Source organism: Mucilaginibacter pedocola, from assembly GCF_002013915.1.
GTDB classification, from domain to species: Bacteria; Bacteroidota; Bacteroidia; order Sphingobacteriales; family Sphingobacteriaceae; genus Mucilaginibacter; species Mucilaginibacter pedocola.
On sequence record NZ_MBTF01000002.1, the window covers coordinates 16,369 to 35,640 of the forward strand.

General features: G+C 46.1%; 16 protein-coding genes. 9 read left to right on the forward strand and 7 right to left on the reverse strand.

Annotated features, from left to right (window positions below; all coding sequences use genetic code 11):
• Positions 1 to 51: 51 nt before the first annotated feature.
• Positions 52 to 1,107 (reverse strand): 4-hydroxythreonine-4-phosphate dehydrogenase PdxA, encoded by a 1,056-nt coding sequence (gene pdxA, locus BC343_RS04375; protein ID WP_078346521.1) that lies wholly within the window; start codon positions 1,105 to 1,107, stop codon positions 52 to 54.
• Positions 1,108 to 1,377: 270 nt separating this feature from the next.
• Between pdxA and rsmA the strand changes: the two genes are divergently transcribed.
• On the forward strand, positions 1,378 to 2,157 hold the full coding sequence (rsmA, locus tag BC343_RS04380) for a 16S rRNA (adenine(1518)-N(6)/adenine(1519)-N(6))-dimethyltransferase RsmA (protein ID WP_078346522.1): 780 nt from the start codon (positions 1,378 to 1,380) through the stop codon (positions 2,155 to 2,157).
• A gap of 45 nt (positions 2,158 to 2,202) precedes the next feature.
• Positions 2,203 to 4,623 carry an ABC transporter permease gene (locus BC343_RS04385; protein ID WP_078346523.1) on the forward strand — a complete coding sequence of 807 codons (2,421 nt, stop codon included), beginning with the start codon at positions 2,203 to 2,205 and terminating at the stop codon, positions 4,621 to 4,623.
• A gap of 3 nt (positions 4,624 to 4,626) precedes the next feature.
• Here BC343_RS04385 and BC343_RS04390 read toward each other — a convergent pair whose 3' ends face one another.
• On the reverse strand, positions 4,627 to 5,190 hold the full coding sequence (locus tag BC343_RS04390; protein ID WP_078346524.1) for a hypothetical protein: 564 nt from the start codon (positions 5,188 to 5,190) through the stop codon (positions 4,627 to 4,629).
• Positions 5,191 to 5,410: 220 nt separating this feature from the next.
• Between BC343_RS04390 and BC343_RS04395 the strand changes: the two genes are divergently transcribed.
• The 3 genes from BC343_RS04395 (at position 5,411) to BC343_RS04405 (ending at position 7,586) form a co-directional block, all read left to right on the forward strand.
• Positions 5,411 to 6,349 (forward strand): 2-hydroxyacid dehydrogenase, encoded by a 939-nt coding sequence (locus BC343_RS04395; RefSeq protein WP_078346525.1) that lies wholly within the window; start codon positions 5,411 to 5,413, stop codon positions 6,347 to 6,349.
• A gap of 269 nt (positions 6,350 to 6,618) precedes the next feature.
• Positions 6,619 to 7,092, forward strand: coding sequence for a transcription elongation factor GreA (gene greA, locus BC343_RS04400; RefSeq protein ID WP_078346526.1), 474 nt, complete (start codon positions 6,619 to 6,621; stop codon positions 7,090 to 7,092).
• A gap of 86 nt (positions 7,093 to 7,178) precedes the next feature.
• Positions 7,179 to 7,586 (forward strand): HIT family protein, encoded by a 408-nt coding sequence (locus BC343_RS04405; RefSeq protein ID WP_078346527.1) that lies wholly within the window; start codon positions 7,179 to 7,181, stop codon positions 7,584 to 7,586.
• A 122-nt stretch (positions 7,587 to 7,708) separates the two neighbouring features.
• Here the strand turns inward: BC343_RS04405 and BC343_RS04410 are convergent, their stop codons facing one another.
• The 4 genes from BC343_RS04410 to BC343_RS04425 form a co-directional block, all read right to left on the reverse strand.
• Positions 7,709 to 8,644 (reverse strand): hydrogen peroxide-inducible genes activator, encoded by a 936-nt coding sequence (locus tag BC343_RS04410; protein WP_078346528.1) that lies wholly within the window; start codon positions 8,642 to 8,644, stop codon positions 7,709 to 7,711.
• A gap of 200 nt (positions 8,645 to 8,844) precedes the next feature.
• Positions 8,845 to 10,680, reverse strand: a complete 1,836-nt coding sequence (gene glmS / locus BC343_RS04415; protein WP_078346529.1) for a glutamine--fructose-6-phosphate transaminase (isomerizing) — start codon at positions 10,678 to 10,680, stop codon at positions 8,845 to 8,847.
• A 102-nt stretch (positions 10,681 to 10,782) separates the two neighbouring features.
• Positions 10,783 to 12,159, reverse strand: a complete 1,377-nt coding sequence (locus BC343_RS04420) for a DUF4270 domain-containing protein (protein ID WP_162276814.1) — start codon at positions 12,157 to 12,159, stop codon at positions 10,783 to 10,785.
• A 13-nt stretch (positions 12,160 to 12,172) separates the two neighbouring features.
• Positions 12,173 to 12,997 (reverse strand): glycogen/starch synthase, encoded by an 825-nt coding sequence (locus BC343_RS04425; RefSeq protein ID WP_078346531.1) that lies wholly within the window; start codon positions 12,995 to 12,997, stop codon positions 12,173 to 12,175.
• Positions 12,998 to 13,151: 154 nt separating this feature from the next.
• Here BC343_RS04425 and panC point away from each other — a divergent pair, with 154 nt between their 5' ends.
• The 3 genes from panC to BC343_RS04440 all read left to right on the forward strand — a co-directional run bounded on the left by panC (position 13,152) and on the right by BC343_RS04440 (position 15,527).
• A complete protein-coding gene (panC, locus tag BC343_RS04430) occupies positions 13,152 to 13,982 on the forward strand; it encodes a pantoate--beta-alanine ligase (RefSeq protein WP_078346532.1) in 831 nt (276 codons plus the stop codon).
• A 193-nt stretch (positions 13,983 to 14,175) separates the two neighbouring features.
• On the forward strand, positions 14,176 to 14,526 hold the full coding sequence (panD, locus tag BC343_RS04435; RefSeq protein WP_078346533.1) for an aspartate 1-decarboxylase: 351 nt from the start codon (positions 14,176 to 14,178) through the stop codon (positions 14,524 to 14,526).
• A gap of 32 nt (positions 14,527 to 14,558) precedes the next feature.
• Positions 14,559 to 15,527, forward strand: coding sequence for an energy transducer TonB (locus tag BC343_RS04440; RefSeq protein ID WP_078346534.1), 969 nt, complete (start codon positions 14,559 to 14,561; stop codon positions 15,525 to 15,527).
• Between the two features lie 3 nt (positions 15,528 to 15,530).
• Here the strand turns inward: BC343_RS04440 and BC343_RS04445 are convergent, their stop codons facing one another.
• Positions 15,531 to 16,052, reverse strand: a complete 522-nt coding sequence (locus tag BC343_RS04445) for a hypothetical protein (RefSeq protein ID WP_078346535.1) — start codon at positions 16,050 to 16,052, stop codon at positions 15,531 to 15,533.
• A 371-nt stretch (positions 16,053 to 16,423) separates the two neighbouring features.
• On the opposite strand from BC343_RS04445, the gene carB reads away from it, so the two are divergent.
• On the forward strand, positions 16,424 to 19,240 hold the full coding sequence (gene carB / locus BC343_RS04450; protein WP_078346536.1) for a carbamoyl-phosphate synthase large subunit: 2,817 nt from the start codon (positions 16,424 to 16,426) through the stop codon (positions 19,238 to 19,240).
• The last annotated feature ends 32 nt before the right edge of the window (positions 19,241 to 19,272 follow it).

Genomic DNA, 19,272 nt, shown 5'->3' on the forward strand with positions numbered 1-19,272 from the left:
TGTTTTAGATAAACGGTAATTTATTAAAAACAGTATCGCTTTAGCCGCAATTTAGTCCCTGTCGCGGCTCAATTTGGTAAACAATAGCGGGTTTTCGTTAAGCTTGGCAGTCTCGCGGCGGTGCTTAATAATGTGTATAGCGGTAAACAATGCCTCGCGGAACGACACTTCCGAAGCCTGGTTTTTACCGGCAATGTCGTAAGCGGTACCATGGTCGGGCGAGGTACGCACAAAGCTTAATCCAGCGGTATAATTCACGCCCGATTCGAAAGCTATTTGTTTAAAAGGAATAAGCCCCTGGTCGTGGTACATGGCCAACACGGCATCAAACTGAAGGTACGTGCCATTGGCAAAAAAGCCGTCGGCAGAGTACGGGCCAAAGGCCAGCACGCCGTTATTGCGCGCCTCTTCTATAGCGGGTATAATCACTTCCTTTTCTTCTGAACCTATCAGCCCGTTATCGCCGGCATGCGGGTTAAGGCCCAGTACGGCGATCTTGGGTTTGCGGATCCAAAAATCGTTCTTCAGGCTGCTGTGCATCAGTTTCAGTTTGCCGATTATCTTTTCTGTTGTAATGCTTTGTGCAATTTTTGATACCGGGATATGGCCCGTAACTACGCCAACGCGCAGGGTATCGCTCACCAAAAACATCAGCGATTCGCCCGCATTATCGCGTGCCTGCAAATACTCGGTATGCCCGGGAAAGTTAAACTCCTCGTTTTGGATGTTATCTTTATTGATAGGCGCGGTAACCAAGCCATCTATCATACCACTCAGCAGATCGTCGGTAGCGCGTTGCAGCGACAGGTAGGCATATTTCCCGCCATCGGCAGTGGTATTGCCCAACTCTATACGCACATCCTCGTCCCAGCAATTGATCATATTGGCGCGTTTTTGCACCGGCTGCGAAGCGTCAGTTATTACATTAAAGTTCAGCTCGTTTACGTGCGTAGCCCTACGGTGGAACGATGCCACTTTGGTATGCCCGTACACTATTGGTGTGCAGTAGTCGTATATTTTACTATCGGCAAGGGTTTTAATAATTATCTCCAGCCCGATGCCGTTAACGTCGCCAATACTTATGCCTATTTTAGGTTTATCACTCATGATTTACACAGATTTCACCGATGGGTTTCGATTCCACCGATTCTATTATTTTTTATTTCACCGATTATGACATGATTCCACCGATTTGGTTCGATTCCACTGATTTTTTGTAAAGTTTCTACTGGGCTGAAATCTTCATTCGGTTATATATAACTGCTTTATGCTTTGCGCTTTAAGCCTTCCGCTCGTTACGCAAATAAAAAGATTTTAAGTTTATAATTCCTTAATAAAGCGCAAATATGCCGTAATTTGTCTAAATATAAATGCACAATGACATTAGTAAGAGCAAAAAAACATTTAGGGCAGCACTTTCTTACTGATAAAAATATAGCCCAAAAAACGGTAGACAGCCTGCGCCAGGGCGATAAATACAAGCAGGTGTTGGAGGTTGGCCCGGGTATGGGTATCCTATCCGACTTCCTACTACAGAAGCCCGAGTACGAGGCTTTTTTGATTGATATCGATACCGAATCGTACGCATTCCTGCAAAAGAAATACCCGGCATTGGGTACCCGCCTCATCAATGCCGATTTCCTGGAATTGGATTTTGCCGCCACCTTTGAGCCTAAAATGGCCGTGATAGGTAACTTCCCGTACAACATATCCTCGCAAATACTTTTTAAGATATTGGATAACCGCCAACAAGTGGTTGAGGTAGTGGGTATGTTCCAGAAAGAAGTGGGCGAACGCTGCGCCGCCAAACCGGGCAGTAAAGAGTACGGCATCCTGAGCGTTTTCCTGCAGGCCTATTACAAAGTAGAATACCTATTCACCGTGAAGGCCGGCGTATTTAACCCGCCGCCCAAAGTGCTTTCGGCAGTTATCCGCCTTACCCGCAACGAAACGGAAACGCTGGATTGCGATGAAAAACTGTTTTGGCAGGTAGTGAAAGCAGGTTTCAACCAACGCCGCAAAACATTGCGCAACGCACTGTCATCGCTCATCAATAAAGAAAAAATGGCCGATAACGCTACGCTTGATCTGAGGGCCGAGCGATTGAGTGTGGCTGATTTTGTGAAGCTGACGAATGAGATAACGGCAGCGAGGTAATCCGGCTTTTTTTGTTAAATTGGCTTTCCTTCAATTTAACACACCATGTTTAAAAGCATCCTGCTCATTACCCGCCGTACGCTGTTCAAAAACAAAACTTACACCTTTGTAAATATTGGCGGGCTAACGCTGGGCATAGCCGCGTATATACTGATAAGCGCCTACGTTAACTTCGAAAAAAGTTTCGACAGGCAGTTTGATGGTGCTGATGGCATTTACCGCGTAGAGAGTAGTTTTTATAACGGCGATAATCTCACCAGCAGCTGGCCGACCAGCACCAATGGTTATGCCACCGCCATGAAGGATAACTTCCCCGAGATAAGTTCCATCGTTCGTATCAATTTCAATGGTTCGGAGCGGGTAGTGCGTTACAACAATATCAAATACCGTGAAGAGCATGTTTGCTTTGCCGACACCAACTTCTTTTCTTTCTTTTCGTATCCACTGATAAAAGGCGACAAAACCCATATTTTAAACGAGGCAAATACCATTGCCATCTCCGAATCGGCAGCTAATAAATATTTTGGCAATGCCGACCCGATAGGCAAGTTTTTAGAGGTAAGCGTATCGGGCGGTAAGATCAATTGCATGGTGACCGGCGTTTTTAAAGATGTGCCGAAGAACTCTACCATGCAGTTCAATTTTCTTATTTCATGGCTCAGCACGCCTGAGTATTTCAGAGATTTTTGGTACATCCACGAAAGTTACACCTTCCTGAAACTGAAACCCGGTGCAGGCACCAAAAGTGTAGAGGCAAAGTTCCCGGCATTGGCAGAACGGTATAAAACAGCCGAATCTATGCGGAACCTTCGCTGGGCCATTACGCTTGTACCGTTTACCACTATCCATTTAAACCCTGCAAAGCAATACGAGATAGAAGCCAAAGGCAACCGTGTGGCGGTAACCTTCCTGAATATTATTGCTTACGTTATTTTACTCATCGCCTGCGTTAACTATATAAACCTGGCTACTTCTAAAGCTATCGACCGTGCGCGGGAGGTGGGCATACGCAAAGTTAACGGCGCAAACTCGTTGCAGCTTTTGCTGCAATTTTTGTTCGAATCGGTTATTATTATTTCCTGTTCGTTGGTGCTGGCACTATTGATAGTTTGGGTAGCGCAGGCATACTTGCCGCAATTATTGGGTAATAGCGTTTCATTCGGTTTGCTGTTTAACGCGCCGCTTTTTGTGCAGGTTGGGTTAGTGTTTATAGGCAGCATTCTACTCTCGGGGCTGTATCCGGCTATCTTACTTTCGGGTTTGCAGCCCGCAAGTGTTTTAAAAGGCAAGTACAGTTTTTCGGCAACCGGGGCATGGCTGCGCAAAGCCATGGTGGGGCTGCAATTTGCTGCATCAATTATATTAATTGCGGGTACGGTAGCTGTTTACCGCCAGATCAGCTTTATGAGCCAACAGCAATTGGGCGTTTCTATCAGCGAAACGTTCGTGGTGAAAGCCCCGGTTAGCACGCCCGATTATAATGCAAAGGTGGCCAGCTTTAAACAGGTGCTCAAAAATATCCCGGGGGTAAAAAGCGTATCGGTGTCGGGGGCGGTACCCGGTAAAGCAGTAGGCGAATTTTTAGCTAACCGTAAATTTGGCGCCCCCAAAACCGATGAGCATTTATATGAAATGCTGAAAGCCGACCATGATTTTATTACAAGCTACGATCTGCAAATAGTTGCCGGTAGGGCTTTCGATAAAGCCCGACCCTCAGATTCTACCGGTGTTATTTTGAACGAAGCCGCAGTAAAGCAATTCGGTTTTGCATCGAATGCCGATGCAATAGGAGGAAAGGTTTGGCTGGAAACTAACGAGAAAAGCCCCAACCCGGTTATTGGTGTTGTAAAAAATTACCATCAGCAATCGCTTCAGCAAGATTATACGCCGGTTGTACTTTTTATGGACCCGGCATTGGGCTGGCTCCCCACCAAATACTTTTCTATTAAATTCAATGGCAATAACCCTGAGCGCATAGTATCATCGCTTAAACAAAACTGGAACAATTACTTCCCCGAATCGTCTTTAGACTGGTTTTTCCTGGATGATTTTTATAACCGCCAGTATCAACAAGATCAGCAATTCGGCAAGCTGTTTTTCGCTTTCTCGGCAGTCGCGATTTTCATCGCTTGCATGGGCTTGTTCGGTTTAACGGCTTACTCAACCGCAAGGCGCATCAAAGAGATAGGCGTACGTAAAGTTTTGGGAGCATCGGCAAGTAATATCGTATCTATACTCACACTTGATGCTGCAAAACTGGTTACACTATCCGGTTTGTTAGCTTTGCCGGCCGCCTATATATTTATTAAACAATGGCTAAATGGCTATGCTTTTAGGTCGGCTCTTACCTGGTGGCAATTTATTGTGCCGATAATGATCTTACTATTAATATCCATGGGTACCATAGCCTTCATCACTTTGCGCGCAGCCATGGTGCCACCGGTCAAAGCCCTGCGCGATGAGTAGGTTTTAATACACCCTTTCTTCTACCGGTCCTTTTAACCCTTGCGACAGCTTTACCGATTGTGCCATGCGTTTTACAAAAAGGTAGTTGGCCGTACCGCCGATAACGGCACCTACAACGGGTATCAACCGTTCAGCGGTACGTACGCCAAAGGCAAGCAGTAGTTTTTCGGCAACGGTTTCCATTACAGATTTGGTCATGGCCACGCCTGCTTCAACTTTAAACGATGTTGCAACCAGGCTCATAAATTCCTCAAAGGTTATTTTGTAGCTGCCACGGCTGTAATACATAATGGCCATGGTAACCCTAAACTGTTGGGTAATGAGGTTCACAAAATCTACCGGCATACCTACCAGCATGGTAATAGCACCGCCACTACCCGCCACGGCTCCCGAGCCTGCAGCCAGGTAAGCGCACTGGTTAATGAATTTTTCCAGGCCCAATTTATCAACCCCGCGTTTAATGTTCAACTGGTCTATATGGTCGAATATTTGTTTAAAGCCATCGTGCGATAGCTTTTCGGCGTATTGTTTTATATTTGCGCGCGTACGCTTAAATGGCAGTTTCATGGTTAATGCGCGGGTTAATTGCCCGCTAATAAGGTTATTGCTATTTACGTGCCAGTTTTATCTGAATCAGAATTTACGGAATTAGAGGATTTCCAGAATGCCTTGGCACGATGAGGTTTATTGTTTATTCACAGTACAGTAATAAATTCTGTTCATTCTAAAATCCTGAAAATTCTGATTCAGACATTTTTGTAATTTTGCCTTCCACAATTTTAATACCTTGAAAAACAACATCCTCATAGTAGACGATATACACCCTATATTCATAGAACGCGCCGAAGCTGCGGGTTACACCTGCGACTATCAGCCAACCATAAAAACAGACGAAGCCCTCGCCATACTCAACAATTACGATGGTATGGTCATCCGCTCGAAATTCCAGGTGAGCCGCGAGGTTATAGACGGTGCACCGAACCTCCGCTTTATTTGCCGTGCGGGAGCGGGTATGGACAATATTGATGAGGAATATGCCATATCCCGCGGTATCACCCTTATTAACGCGCCCGAAGGAAACAGCGATGCTGTAGGCGAGCATGCCATTGGTTTGCTGTTGTCACTCATGAACCACATTAACATTGGCGATGCGCAAATACGCGCGGGCAGCTGGCAGCGCGAGGCAAACCGCGGGCACGAACTCAAAGGCAAAACGGTAGGCATTATAGGCTACGGGCACATGGGGCAAAGCTTCGCCCGCAAACTCTCGGGCTTTGGTGTGCAGGTAATTGCATACGATAAATACAAAACCGGCTTCAGCGACGCCTATGCCCGCGAAGTAAGCATGGAAGAAATTGTAAAACACAGCGAAATACTCAGCTTCCACATACCGCTAACCCGCGAAACCAACGGACTGGTCGACGACGAGTACCTGTTCCATTTCCGCAAGCCTATATTCCTGCTCAATACATCGCGCGGCAAGGTGGTAAAAACCAGCGCGGTGCTCAACGCTATCAAACAAAATAAAATTATAGGCGCCGGGCTGGATGTGCTGGAGGTTGAAAAATTCCCCGCCCTTGGCGAACAGCCCTGGTTCGACGAATTGCGCCAAAGCAACAAAGTACTCCTAAGCCCCCACGTGGCCGGCTGGACATTTGACAGCTACCGTAAAATAAGCGAGGTAATGGTGGAGAAGTTGGTGAGTAGTGAGTTGTTGAGTAAGTGAGTGGCTCAAATCGGTGCAATCAATACTAAATCGGTGAAATCCCGATCAAAAGAAATCGGTGGAATCGCCCTAAATCGGTGAAATCGGTGCTAATAAATTTGGATATTAAAACTTTATTACCTTATCTTCGTTTTACACTAAACAAGACTATGCAGGCCCGGCCGACGTAGTCTTGTTTGTTTTTAAGGCCAGCACGCTCTTCTATTTATACAAAATAGTGGGGCGGTTTTTTTTGGCCTGTTTTGTAAATAATTTTATTAAAAAGTACTATGGCAGAGGTATCATACTATACCAAAGAAGGTTTAGAAAAACTAAAAGAAGAATTACAGCAGCTTAAAACTACCGGCCGCGCCAACATTGCCAGGGCCATTGCCGAAGCCCGCGATAAAGGCGACCTTTCTGAGAACGCCGAATACGACGCAGCTAAAGAAGCGCAAGGCTTGCACGAAGGCAAAATTGCCCAAATGCAGGAAACGCTTGCAAACGCCCGTTTGCTTGATGAGAGCAAGTTAGATACATCTAAAGTGCTGGCGCTTTCTATTGTAAAAATTAAGAATGTGAAAAACGGCGCTACCATGACCTACCAATTGGTATCGGAAAGCGAAGCTGACATGAAATCGGGCAAGATATCGGTAACATCACCTATTGCTAAAGGCCTATTAGGCGGCAAGGTTGGCGAAACCGTTGATATACAAGTACCGGCCGGTAAAATGCAATTCGAGATATTGGATATTAGCAGATAGTGAATGGTTGATTGGGTGAGTAGTTAAATGATTACTCATCCAACACCGTTAACCACTCACCAATAAACTCAATCAACTATTCACCTATGACTATCTTCTCAAAAATAATAGCAGGCGAAATACCCGCCCATAAAGTTGCCGAAACGGATGATTTTCTGGCGTTCTTAGACATCAGCCCGCTTGCCGAGGGGCATGTGCTGGTTATCCCTAAAAAAGAGGTAGATTACATTTTCGACCTGGACGATACGACCTATAATGAGTTACAGATATTCACCAAGATCGTAGCTATTGGTGTAAAGAAAGCCATCCCCTGCAAAAAGGTGGGCGTAGCCGTTATTGGCCTGGAAGTTCCGCATGCACACATTCATCTCATCCCGATGAACAGGGTAGATGATATGAATTTTTCTCGCCCTAAACTGTCGCCGTCGCAGGAAGAACTGGCGGCAACTGCTGAAAAAATTCGCGAGGCATTGAAAGTGGTTACGAACGAATAGTTTTACGTTTCATCTTACACCTTTGTCATCCTGAGCGAGAGCGAAGGATTTAATAGCCACATTGCATTTCGACATTGCAATGTTGCGAATAGATGCTTCGTTCCTCAGCATGACAAATGACATTATATATCCATTATCTCTTTCTTCTTTTTGGTCTTCAGCCTTTTCGGCACAAAAGCCAATATCTCGTTTTTCAAAGCCTCTATCATTCGGCGCTTCAGCAAATTGCGGTGCATCACAATACTTACTTCGCGTGCGGGTTCGGGGCTTTTAAAGTAGCGCACTTTATCTAATTGCTTTTCGTTAAGGTCTGCAAGGGCTAATTCGGGTAAAATGGTAGCGCCATTATTCATATCCACCATGCGTTTCAGGGTTTCTACGCTGCCGGTATTGTACTCGAAATGCTGGTAGCCTTTGGTAGCTTTGCGGCGGTTGCAAATGTTTAATACCTGCTCCCGCATACAGTGGCCTTCGTTAAGTACCCACATTTCTTCCATATCAATATCATCGGGCGCTATGTTCTTCTTTTTAGAGAGTGCACTATTTTTTGATACGTAAGCCACAAAATTTTCGTAAAAAACCGGCACCTCCACCAGTGTACTTTCGTGTAGGGGGGTGGAGAGTATGCCGCAATCCAACGTACCCATTTTTAATTGCTGGATGATCTGTTCTGTGGTTTGCTCCCAAACAATCAGCTTCACAGCCGGGTATTTATCTACAAAACCCTGTATTATCTTTGGCAGGATGTAGGGCGCAACCGTGGGGATAATGCCTACACGCAGTTCGCCTGCAAGGTCTTTCTGCCTGTCGCTTATTATCTCTTTTATCTTCTCGCTTTCGGCCAGCAGCACGCGTGCCTGTGCAATAATTTCGGCGCCAATCTCGGTAGGTACAACGGGCTGCTTGGTACGGTCGAATAATTTTACGCCGAGCGTATCTTCCAGCTTTTGCACCTGCATGCTCAGCGTGGGCTGGGTAACAAAACACTTCTCGGCGGCACCCACAAAACTGCGGTAGGTATCAACAGCTATTATGTATTCTAATTGCGTAATGGTCATGCTTTATACAGGTGGATAGATTTTAACTATGCAAAGTTAATTAAAATATCGATGGCGACTATTGTTTTAGATTTGAGATAAACATTCAACATAAAAAAGCGGAACGATATAATTTATCGCTCCGCTTTGATCAAGTTGTAACGTTGCATGAGTGGAGATTTCCCGTCTCAAATCTCATATCTCACGTCTCCTATCTAAATTTACTCCACCGTTACCGATTTTGCCAGATTCCGCGGCTGATCCACGTTGCAGCCGCGCATTACGGCGATGTGATAAGCCAAAAGTTGCAATGGTATCGTCGCTAACAATGGCACAAAGGTTTCGTCGGTGTGCGGTATCTCAATTACGTATTCCGCCATTTCGCGTACGTCGGTATCCCCTTCAGATACTATGGCTATTACGTGCCCGCCGCGTGCTTTTACTTCCTGTATGTTGCTCACCACTTTTTCGTATGATGAGTTTTTGGTGGCTATGAATACCACCGGCATATCGGCGTCTATCAATGCAATCGGGCCGTGCTTCATTTCGGCAGCAGGGTAGCCCTCGGCGTGGATGTATGAAATCTCCTTAAGCTTTAAGGCACCTTCCAGCGCCACCGGGAACGAGCTGCCCCTGCCCAGGAACAAGCAGTTAGGCGAATCTTTAAAGCGCTCGGCTATAGCTTTCACCTGGTCGTTGGTTTGCAGGGCAAGCTTCACCAGGTCGGGTATCTCATTCAATTCGGTAAGGTACTCTACCAGTTTGCCTTGAGTAATGGTGCCGCGTTGCTGGGCTATGTAAAAAGCCATTAGCGTTAATACCGTCACCTGCGCCGTAAAGGCCTTTGTGGATGCCACGCCAATTTCGGGGCCGGCATGGGTATAAACGCCGGCGTGGGTAAGCCTTGGTATAGATGCCCCCACTACGTTGCAAATACCAAATATAGTGGCGCCACGCTCCTTAGCCAGCTCAATGGCCGCCATGGTATCGGCCGTTTCGCCCGACTGTGATATGGCTATTACCAAATCTTTTGAGGTGATGATAGGGTTACGGTACCTAAATTCAGACGCATACTCAACCTCTACCGGCACACGGGCAAACTCTTCTATCAGGTATTCGCCCACCAGCCCGGCATGCCACGATGTACCGCATGCCACAATAATAATGCGGTCGAGGTTTCTGATTTTGTCTGCATACTCTTTTATACCACCCAACTGCACCAAGCCCTTATTTGGGTAAATGCGCCCGCGCAGGCAATCGCGGATAGAGCGGGGCTGCTCGTATATCTCCTTCATCATAAAGTGGTCGTAGCCGCCTTTTTCCAGCATCTCCAACTTTAATGATAGCTCCTGTATATAGGGGGTTTGTATGGTGTTATCAATATTTTTGATCAGCAGCCCGTCACGCTTAATAAAAGCAATCTCGTTATCATTTAAATAAATAACGTTTTTGGTGTACTCAACAATAGGCGTAGCATCTGACGCGATAAAGTATTCGCCTTTCCCCACACCAATTACCATTGGGCTGCCTTTTCGGGCGGCTATTAGCTCATCAGGGCTATCGGCGCTCATAATTACAATAGCATAAGCACCAACTACGCGGTTAAGCGCCAATCTAACCGACTCCTGCAAATCAAGCCCGGTAGTTTTTTGTATATCTTCCACCAGGTGTATCAACACCTCGGTATCGGTATCGCTTTTAAAGGTGTGCCCCTTTGCTTCCAGTGCGTTTTTCAGCGTGGCGTAGTTTTCGATAATACCGTTGTGGATGATGGTGAGCTTGCGGTCGCCCGAGGAGTGGGGGTGCGAGTTGCGGTCGCTTGGCGGGCCGTGGGTGGCCCAGCGTGTGTGGCCCATGCCTGCAGTGGCATTAAAGGCAAGCCCTTTAACAAAGTTTTCCAGGTCGGCCACTTTACCGGCCTTCTTATAAACCTTCAGCCCTTTGTCGGCCAGTGCAATACCGGCGCTATCGTAACCGCGGTACTCTAAGCGGTGTAACCCTTTTATAATGATGGGATATGCATCCCGGAAGCCTATATAGCCAACAATGCCGCACATAATTTAAAGTTTAGATGTATGGCTGCAAAAATAGCCTTAATGCAGCAAAACCAATGTTCATTAAATAATAAACATTGGTTTTGCAGATAAGTTGTATAAAAACTATTGATTTATCTTGGTGTAGATAATATTAAGCTTAACACGCGAAGGGGAGTTTTTACCCGAAATTACGGTGCGCTCGGCATAGGTTAATACCGGGTTTATATTTACCGTAGTGCTCGATGCCGGGTCTACAGGAGCTAAATACGTACCATAATCAACCGTTTTGCCCCTCAGAAGGTCTTGTATGTAACCGGTAACTAAAAAGTGATACTCGCCGTTGGCCTTATTGTAATAACCACCAAAGTAGGTTGGGCCATTGCCGCCCCTTGGGTCGTTTAAGTCGGCATCTTGTATGCGTATGCGCTGCTTGGCAAGGTCCAGCTGGTATAAAGTTAGCTTATCAAGCGGTCGGTACGGAATAGTAGTACCCGTACGTGCCGTAACAACTATTTCGGCGCGGTTAATGATCACATTGCTGCCTAATGCCGCGAATTTATTTTTCAGGTCCGGAAACTCAAGTTTTGCCCTTAAGCCGGCAAGCCCCTGCAGGTAAATAAGCCCATCGGTAGATGTTTTATTTAATGCCGCCTGCACATTTGCGCTATAGGTATGTTTTACCGATGCCATGTGCTGCGATACGGGCACGGTAATCATAGTTGTATCAATAGTGTTAGTGCCCACCCGCATGTAAATATCAATACGGGTCGAATCCATCTGGAACATCAGGTTACCACCCGGCCCTGTAGTGCCTGCCTTATCCAAAGTAAAATAAAGCCCTTTTACCGAGTTTTGAAAGGCAAGGGTTGATGCCCTGTTGGCAGCGGGAGCGCCCCTAAGTAACTGGCTGTTGATAAAGGCTGTACTGAAAGGTATCCGCAACTGCGGCCTAACTTTTATAAGTGTATCGGCAGCACCATCAACAATACTGGTTATTTTTAAAGTATCGTGCGGGCGTGCTATAAATGTTTTAGTAGCAAGCAGCGCAGAATTGTAATCCCAGGTTTTAGTATTGTAGTAGGTAGTGGCTTCGTATTTCTCGTTGAGCTGATGAACATCCAATTTAAATTTAGAAGTCAGCGAATCTCCGTAAAAACCTTCGGCGTAGGGCATCACCAATACAACCGAATCCACTACATAAGCACTATCGGTAAGCGTGTAAGCGGCCCTGCCAGGCAAAGTTAGCTGAGCAGCAATGTTAGATTCGGTTACGCCAAACTCCGGGTCTTTAAAATAGGCCAGCGGCGTACGCACAAGCCCGTTAGTAGAGCTCGAATCTTCTAAAACATTGGTAACAACTACGTTTGTATCTGCAATTAAGCTGCCGTCTAATTGATTGCCGGGCTCAACACCCAAACCAATACCATCCTGATTTTTACAGCTGCTCAAAATAAAAAGACTTATTAACAGGGTTAATAAGCCTAATTTAAAAAATTTCATATATCCGTTTAGCTTATGCAACATGCACCAATTCGTCGTTGGTGATTTCGTCGTAAAAATTGTAATAATTTTCGAAATCTGCAGTGGAAACGTAATCCATAACCGATTTATTGCTGTTTTTAACATTATTTAACACATCGGCGTCAATGTTTTCGCTGGCAAGCACAATGCCGTCGCTATACTGGATAGCGCCTGCATAAAGGGCCGAATTGGTTCCCTCTTTGTAAGCTTCGGTGTGCTCTTCGGTCATGTCGCCCATTACAGCTTTGCGTGCAAAATCGGCATCCATTTTTTCGGTAAACTCGTTCTCGTATATCGAGTAAACTACTTTAGAGTGTTTGAAAGTTGGGTCGTCTTTGTAAGTAGTTTTCAGGTAGGCAGGTACCAATGCACTCATCCAGCCGTGGCAGTGGATAACATCCGGGGCCCAGCCCAGTTTCTTAACGGTTTCTAAAGCACCTTTGCAGAAGAAGATAGTGCGCTCGTCGTTATCGGCGTAAAACTTACCGTCTTTGTCGTTAAAAACGTGTTTACGCTGAAAGTACTCCTCGTTATCTAAAAAGTAAACCTGCATGCGTGCAGCAGGTATCGAAGCTACTTTTATGATCAGGGGGTTATCGTTATCGTTGATGATGATGTTCATGCCTGATAGGCGTATCACCTCATGCAGGCGGTTCCTGCGCTCATTAATATTACCAAAACGCGGCATCAGGATACGAATTTCGTAGCCTTTATCCTGCATAGCTTGCGGGAGTTGGCGGGTTATTTCGGCAATTTTTGTGAGTTCGAGGAAAGGCGACATTTCATGAGTTATGAACAAAAGCTTAGATTTACCCATCACTAAATCAGAATTTTAAAATGTAAAGAAGTCAAAAAATTTGAGTCTGCAAATATAAGCATTATTATATCAAGTGGCAACCAATTATGCAAGCCTATTTGGTAATTTTTAATGAATTAGCCACCTTTGGCAAGTTTTTTCAGCCCTGAATACATTGAAAATATTCGACACCCGAGACGCGCTTCAGCAATACCTGGGCACATTATCTACCAAAACCGTAGGCTTTGTACCCACTATGGGCGCATTGCACCGCGGCCATATTTCGCTTATAGAGCAGGCCAAGGCCGGCAATGATGTGGTAGTTTGCAGCATTTTTGTAAACCCCACTCAATTTAACGACCCCGCCGACCTAGATAAATACCCTCGCCCCATAGAAGCAGATATTGCCAAACTTGAGGCAGCAGGCTGCGATATTTTGTTTAACCCGCCCGTTACCGAAATATATGGCAGCAACGAAAACTGGCACCTCAACATAGGCCAGCTGGAGTTTCTGCTGGAGGGCGAGTTTCGTCCCGGGCATTACCAGGGCGTAACGCAGGTAGTGTATAAACTGCTTGATATTGTGAAGCCAACCAACCTGTATATGGGGCAGAAGGATTACCAGCAGTTTTTGGTAGTGAGCCGCATGGTACAATTACTGGGTATACCCGTAAAAATGGTGATGTGCCCTATAGAGCGCGAAGCAGATGGCCTGGCCATGAGCTCGCGCAATATCCACCTAACGGCTGATGACCGCAAGCACTCGTTGGTATTATCGCAAACACTAAACTGGCTTAAAGACAATTTCGACATCCATAACGTTTTCGAGCTTGAGCAACAGGCGATGGCTATGCTACAGGCCGAACCCGGCGTACAACCCGAGTACATTGAGGTTGCCGACGGCACTACACTATTGCCTGCCGACGAACACAGCACCAGCATAGTAGCCTTAACTGCTGCCAAAGTTGGCAAAACCAGGCTGATAGATAATGTGTTGATAAAATAGGTTGATGGTTTTGACAGTGCACAATTGTGTTTTAGCCGTCTATGTCAAAATTACCGAGGCATCAAATTTTAGTTATCAAACTATTTAACATTCCTGCTAATAAAAAATACTCTTATCTTTGCACCGTCATTTTTAACCCCCTGGGCAGCAATTTGCCTTTAAGATGGACGAATTATTGATATAGTAGTTAATTATGATAATTGAGATCTTAAAATCTAAAATTCACCGCGTAAAGGTGACTCAGGCAGAGCTGAACTACGTAGGTAGCATCACTATCGACGAAGACCTGATAGAAACCGCCAACATTATCCCCAACGAGAAAGTACAAATTGTTAACAACAACAATGGCGCACGCTTTGAAACCTATGTTATAAAAGGCGAACGTGGTAGCGGCACCATATGCCTTAATGGCGCAGCCGCAAGGCTGGCGCAAGTGGGTGATGTTGTGATCATTATGAGCTACGCCTACATGGAAGCCGAAGAGGCCCGCAATTACGAACCCATCCTGGTATTTCCCGACTCGAATAACAAATTAATTAAATAAATTAGAGGCCTTAAACCCTCTGCTTTATTTCAATGAAACTTGTATTAGTAGCCCTGTTGCTTGGGGCAACATTTGTTTGCTGTGCCCAACAGGTGAGCGTTTTTTACCTGAAGAATAGCGGCAGATACATAGCCAACCGCGATAGTGCCGATTATGTACGAATAGTAAGCGCGCCCGATTCGGGCTCGCTGCTTTACAATGTTGCTGAATATTACAAAAACGGCAATAAGAAAACAGTAGGGAAGTCTACCCATATAAACCCGCCGCGTTATAGGGGGCAAACGGTTAACTACTTTGAAAACGGCAACCCCAAAAGCAGGTACCAGTATGGTGACAAGGGCGCAGTGGGCAGTGCCTATGAATTTTACCCCAACGGTAAGCTATACCGCCAACTGAAATACCCTGACAGTATTACCACAACCAACGAAAACCATTTCGCCGTTAATTACCTGATTGTGGCTAACCTTGATTCGCTAGGAAAACCACAGATTACCGACGGGCAAGGGTATTATAAGGGGTTTGATGACAAATTTGCCTACATTAACGAAGAGGGCCCCATCAAAGATGGCAAACGCGACGGCAACTGGAAAGGCACAGAAAAGAACCTGAAGCTTACTTTTACCGAAACCTATAAAGACGGGGCATTGCTATCGGGCAACACCGTTGACAGCGCAGGCGCAACATTCACCTACAACAGGGAGCGCGCTACCGCACCAAAGTTCGACGGAGGGCTTCCCGCCTTTGGGCGTTTCCTTGGCAAAAACATGGTTTACCCCAAAGATGAGCGCCGAAACGAAATAGAGGGGATAGTGATACTGCAATTTATTGTAGAAAAAGATGGCAGTATAAGCGATATCCGGATACAACGCTCGGTTAGCCCCGGGCTGGATGCCGAAGCCGTACGGGTACTTAAAAAATCGCCCGCCTGGATACCGGGTACGCGCTTTGGTAAACCGGTAAAAGTAACCTATGCCGTGCCGATAAACTTTAAACTACAATAAGGTTTACTGTACCGGATCGGCGGCAATACCCAAAACCACCCTCAGGCTGGCATCCAGGGTTATTTTGTTACCCAGTTGATAAACCATTTTTATCCGCACATTTTTCTCGCGCACCAGTTCGTCTAAAAAGTGGCTGTTATCAATATCCATAGTGATACTGTTTCCGCTGTTTGCGCCAATGTCGGTGCGTGATGCTACCAACACTTCGCCATCGCCGTTGGCTTTAGCCATATAAATTTTGGCTGATGTAAGGTTGCCAATGTTAAAGTCGGAGGGTACCATGGCCGTCATTTTTGCTGATACGATACGCACATTGTTTACACGCGTGCTGTTGCCGTTTTTTGTAAAATTCTGGTCGAAACTACTGCCCTGGCTTACAGCCGTAAGGGTAGTGCCCGTTCCCGACGATGCCGGTATTACCAGCGTGGTGGTGTAGGGGAAGGTTGATTTGATGATAGATTGCACAGTACCGCAGCTTGCAAAAACCAATGCAAACGCAACAAAAACGAATACATACTTTTTCATGATGGCGGGGAAGGGTTTACAAAGTAATATTACGTTATAAATGCGAATTAGTTTTGATGCTCCATGCATAGTTATCAAGAACTACCAGTAATTTATAACACGAGCCCTCGTTGATTCGCTAAACCTGTACAGAATTATATTTTGAACTGCGGTTAGCTACCTATCTAAAATACCGCGTTTTAAGTAAATTTTAAGCCAATGTAAAGTCGTTTTATTAATTGTAAAAAAAAGCTTTAAATATATCAACAAAGCGTATCTTTGCACCCCGACACAGGAGTCGGGAATTCCGCCTTCTGTGCATAGGAAAAAACGTTATCGTACTGATACATTTTGACTTCTTAACTTAGAACTTTTTAATTAAAAAAAGCCCTATGCCCAAAGATACCTCCATCAAATCCATCCTGATCATCGGCTCCGGCCCTATTATTATTGGCCAGGCATGCGAATTTGACTACGCAGGCTCGCAAGCCTCCCTTTCGCTTAAAGACGAAGGCATCACCGTAACCATTATTAACAGCAACCCCGCCACTATTATGACGGATAAGGTTATTGCCGATAATGTTTACCTGCTGCCCCTTACCTGCGAAAGCATCGAGAAGATCCTTAACGAGCAGCAAATAGATGCTGTGTTGCCTACCATGGGCGGCCAAACGGCCCTCAACCTGTGTATAGAGGCAGACGAGCGAGGCATCTGGAAAAAATACGGTGTTAAAATAGTAGGCGTTGATATTGCCGCTATAGAAAAAACCGAAAACCGCGAGGCCTTCCGCCAGCTGATGGTTGATATAGGCGTAGGTGTTGCTACTTCAAAAATTGCCAACTCTTTCCTTGAGGGTAAAGAGGCCGCACAGGATATCGGCTTCCCGCTGGTTATTCGCCCAAGCTACACGCTGGGTGGTAAAGGCGCAGGCTTTGTACACAAAAAAGAAGATTTCGACGCTGCTTTGAGCCGCGGCTTACAAGCATCGCCAACCCACGAGGTATTGGTAGAGCAAGCTGTTTTGGGCTGGAAAGAGTACGAGCTGGAGTTGCTGCGCGATAATAACGACAACGTAATTATCATTTGCTCTATCGAGAACTTCGACCCGATGGGTATACACACCGGCGACTCGATAACCGTGGCCCCGGCCATGACGCTGAGCGACCGTTGCTACCAGGAAATGCGCAACCAGGCCATCAAAATGATGCGCGCCATTGGTAACTTCGCTGGTGGCTGTAACGTACAGTTCTCGGTAAACCCGGCTAACGAAGAGATTATCGCTATCGAGATCAACCCTCGTGTATCGCGTTCATCGGCACTGGCATCAAAAGCTACCGGTTACCCAATTGCAAAAATTGCTGCCAAGCTGGCCATTGGTTACAATCTGGACGAGATAGAGAACCAGATCACTAAAACTACTTCGGCATACTTCGAGCCTACGCTTGATTATGTTATTGTAAAGATCCCTCGCTGGAACTTTGATAAATTTAAAGGCGCTAACCGCGAGCTTGGCCTAACGATGAAATCGGTAGGCGAAGTAATGGGTATAGGCCGCAGCTTCATCGAAGCTTTACAGAAAGCCTGCCAAAGCTTAGAGATTGGCCGCGCCGGCCTTGGTGCCGATGGCCGCCAAAGCCGCAACCTGGAAGAAATTATGCACAGCCTGGAAAAACCAAGCTGGGACAGGTTATTCCACATTTACGATGCCATGAGCCTGGGTGTGCCTGTTGAATCTATCCGCAAGGCCACCAAGATCGATCGCTGGTTCCTTAACCAGATACAGGATGTGGTAAACATGGAGAACGAACTTCGCCGTTATTCACTGAATAATATTCCCGAAGATTTCTTCTTCACCCTTAAGCAAAAAGGCTTCTCGGATACCCAGATATCATACATACTGGGCAACGTAACCGAAGAAGAGGTTTATCAGCGCCGCAAGGCATTGGGCATACGCCGGGTATACAAAATGGTGGATACCTGCGCTGCCGAGTTTGCTGCAAAAACACCATACTACTACTCAACTTACGAAGGCGAGAACGAATCTATCGTATCCGATCGTAAAAAGATCATCGTATTAGGTTCGGGCCCTAACCGTATTGGCCAGGGTATCGAGTTCGATTACAGCTGCGTGCATGGCTTGCTGGCCGCTAAAGAAAGCGGTTTTGAGGCCATCATGGTTAACTGTAACCCCGAAACGGTTTCTACCGACTTTAACATGGCGGATAAACTGTACTTCGAGCCGGTTTATTGGGAGCACGTGCGCGAGATAATCGACCTGGAGCAGCCGGAGGGCGTTATCGTTCAGTTGGGCGGCCAAACCGCGCTGAAAATGGCCGAAAAACTGAGCCAGCACGGCATCAAAATTATCGGTACCGATTTCAACGATATGGATATTGCCGAAGACCGCGGCCGTTTCTCTGACCTGTTGAAAGACCTTGATATCCCATATCCTAAATATGGTGTTGCCGAAAGTGCTGAAGAAGCATTGAAAGTGGCCCACGAAGTTGGTTACCCTGTGCTGGTACGCCCAAGCTACGTATTAGGCGGCCAGGGCATGAGCATTGTGATAAACGATGAAGACCTGGAGAAAGCGGTAGTTAACCTGCTGAAAAACCTGCCAGGCAACCGCGTGCTGATCGACCACTTCCTGGATCGTGCTGCCGAAACCGAATCTGACTCTATCCACGATGGCGACGATGTACACATTATTGGTATGATGGAGCACATTGAACCTGCCGGTATACACTCTGGCGACTCGTTCTCGGTACTGCCTCCGTTCGACCTGAGCGATACCGTTATTGAACAAATGGAACAATACACCGAAAAGATCGCACGTGCGTTGAACGTACGCGGTTTGCTGAACATCCAGTTCGCGGTGAAAAATGATAAAGTTTATGTGATTGAAGCCAACCCGCGTGCATCGCGTACGGTACCTTTCATTGCAAAAGCTTACGATGTACCATACATTAACATTGCTGCCAAAGTAATGCTGGGTGTAGCCAAACTGAAAGATTTCACCATTGAGCGCAAGCTGTGGGGTTATGCCATTAAAGAGCCAATCTTCTCTTTTGATAAGTTCCCGGAAGTGAACAAAGAGCTGGGCCCTGAAATGAAATCGACCGGTGAGGCTATCAGGTTTATACCTAACCTGCAGGACCCGTATTTCAGGCATTTGTACAAAGAAAAATCAATGTACCTGAGCAAATAATTTGGCATTCGTTTTGCGAATTTCAAAGATAT

What these genes read in the sequence shown, in the direction of transcription:
- BC343_RS04390 (WP_078346524.1), bottom strand. Translation starts at nt 5,190, where the DNA reads ATGAAACTGCCATTTAAGCGTACGCGCGCAAATATAAAACAATACGCC.
- greA (WP_078346526.1), top strand. Translation starts at nt 6,619, where the DNA reads ATGGCAGAGGTATCATACTATACCAAAGAAGGTTTAGAAAAACTAAAA.
- pdxA (WP_078346521.1), bottom strand. Translation starts at nt 1,107, where the DNA reads ATGAGTGATAAACCTAAAATAGGCATAAGTATTGGCGACGTTAACGGC.
- BC343_RS04410 (WP_078346528.1), bottom strand. Translation starts at nt 8,644, where the DNA reads ATGACCATTACGCAATTAGAATACATAATAGCTGTTGATACCTACCGC.
- BC343_RS04445 (WP_078346535.1), bottom strand. Translation starts at nt 16,052, where the DNA reads ATGAAAAAGTATGTATTCGTTTTTGTTGCGTTTGCATTGGTTTTTGCA.
- BC343_RS04440 (WP_078346534.1), top strand. Translation starts at nt 14,559, where the DNA reads ATGAAACTTGTATTAGTAGCCCTGTTGCTTGGGGCAACATTTGTTTGC.
- BC343_RS04425 (WP_078346531.1), bottom strand. Translation starts at nt 12,997, where the DNA reads ATGGGTAAATCTAAGCTTTTGTTCATAACTCATGAAATGTCGCCTTTC.
- glmS (WP_078346529.1), bottom strand. Translation starts at nt 10,680, where the DNA reads ATGTGCGGCATTGTTGGCTATATAGGCTTCCGGGATGCATATCCCATC.
- BC343_RS04385 (WP_078346523.1), top strand. Translation starts at nt 2,203, where the DNA reads ATGTTTAAAAGCATCCTGCTCATTACCCGCCGTACGCTGTTCAAAAAC.
- BC343_RS04420 (WP_162276814.1), bottom strand. Translation starts at nt 12,159, where the DNA reads ATGAAATTTTTTAAATTAGGCTTATTAACCCTGTTAATAAGTCTTTTT.
- rsmA (WP_078346522.1), top strand. Translation starts at nt 1,378, where the DNA reads ATGACATTAGTAAGAGCAAAAAAACATTTAGGGCAGCACTTTCTTACT.
- BC343_RS04405 (WP_078346527.1), top strand. Translation starts at nt 7,179, where the DNA reads ATGACTATCTTCTCAAAAATAATAGCAGGCGAAATACCCGCCCATAAA.
- panD (WP_078346533.1), top strand. Translation starts at nt 14,176, where the DNA reads ATGATAATTGAGATCTTAAAATCTAAAATTCACCGCGTAAAGGTGACT.
- carB (WP_078346536.1), top strand. Translation starts at nt 16,424, where the DNA reads ATGCCCAAAGATACCTCCATCAAATCCATCCTGATCATCGGCTCCGGC.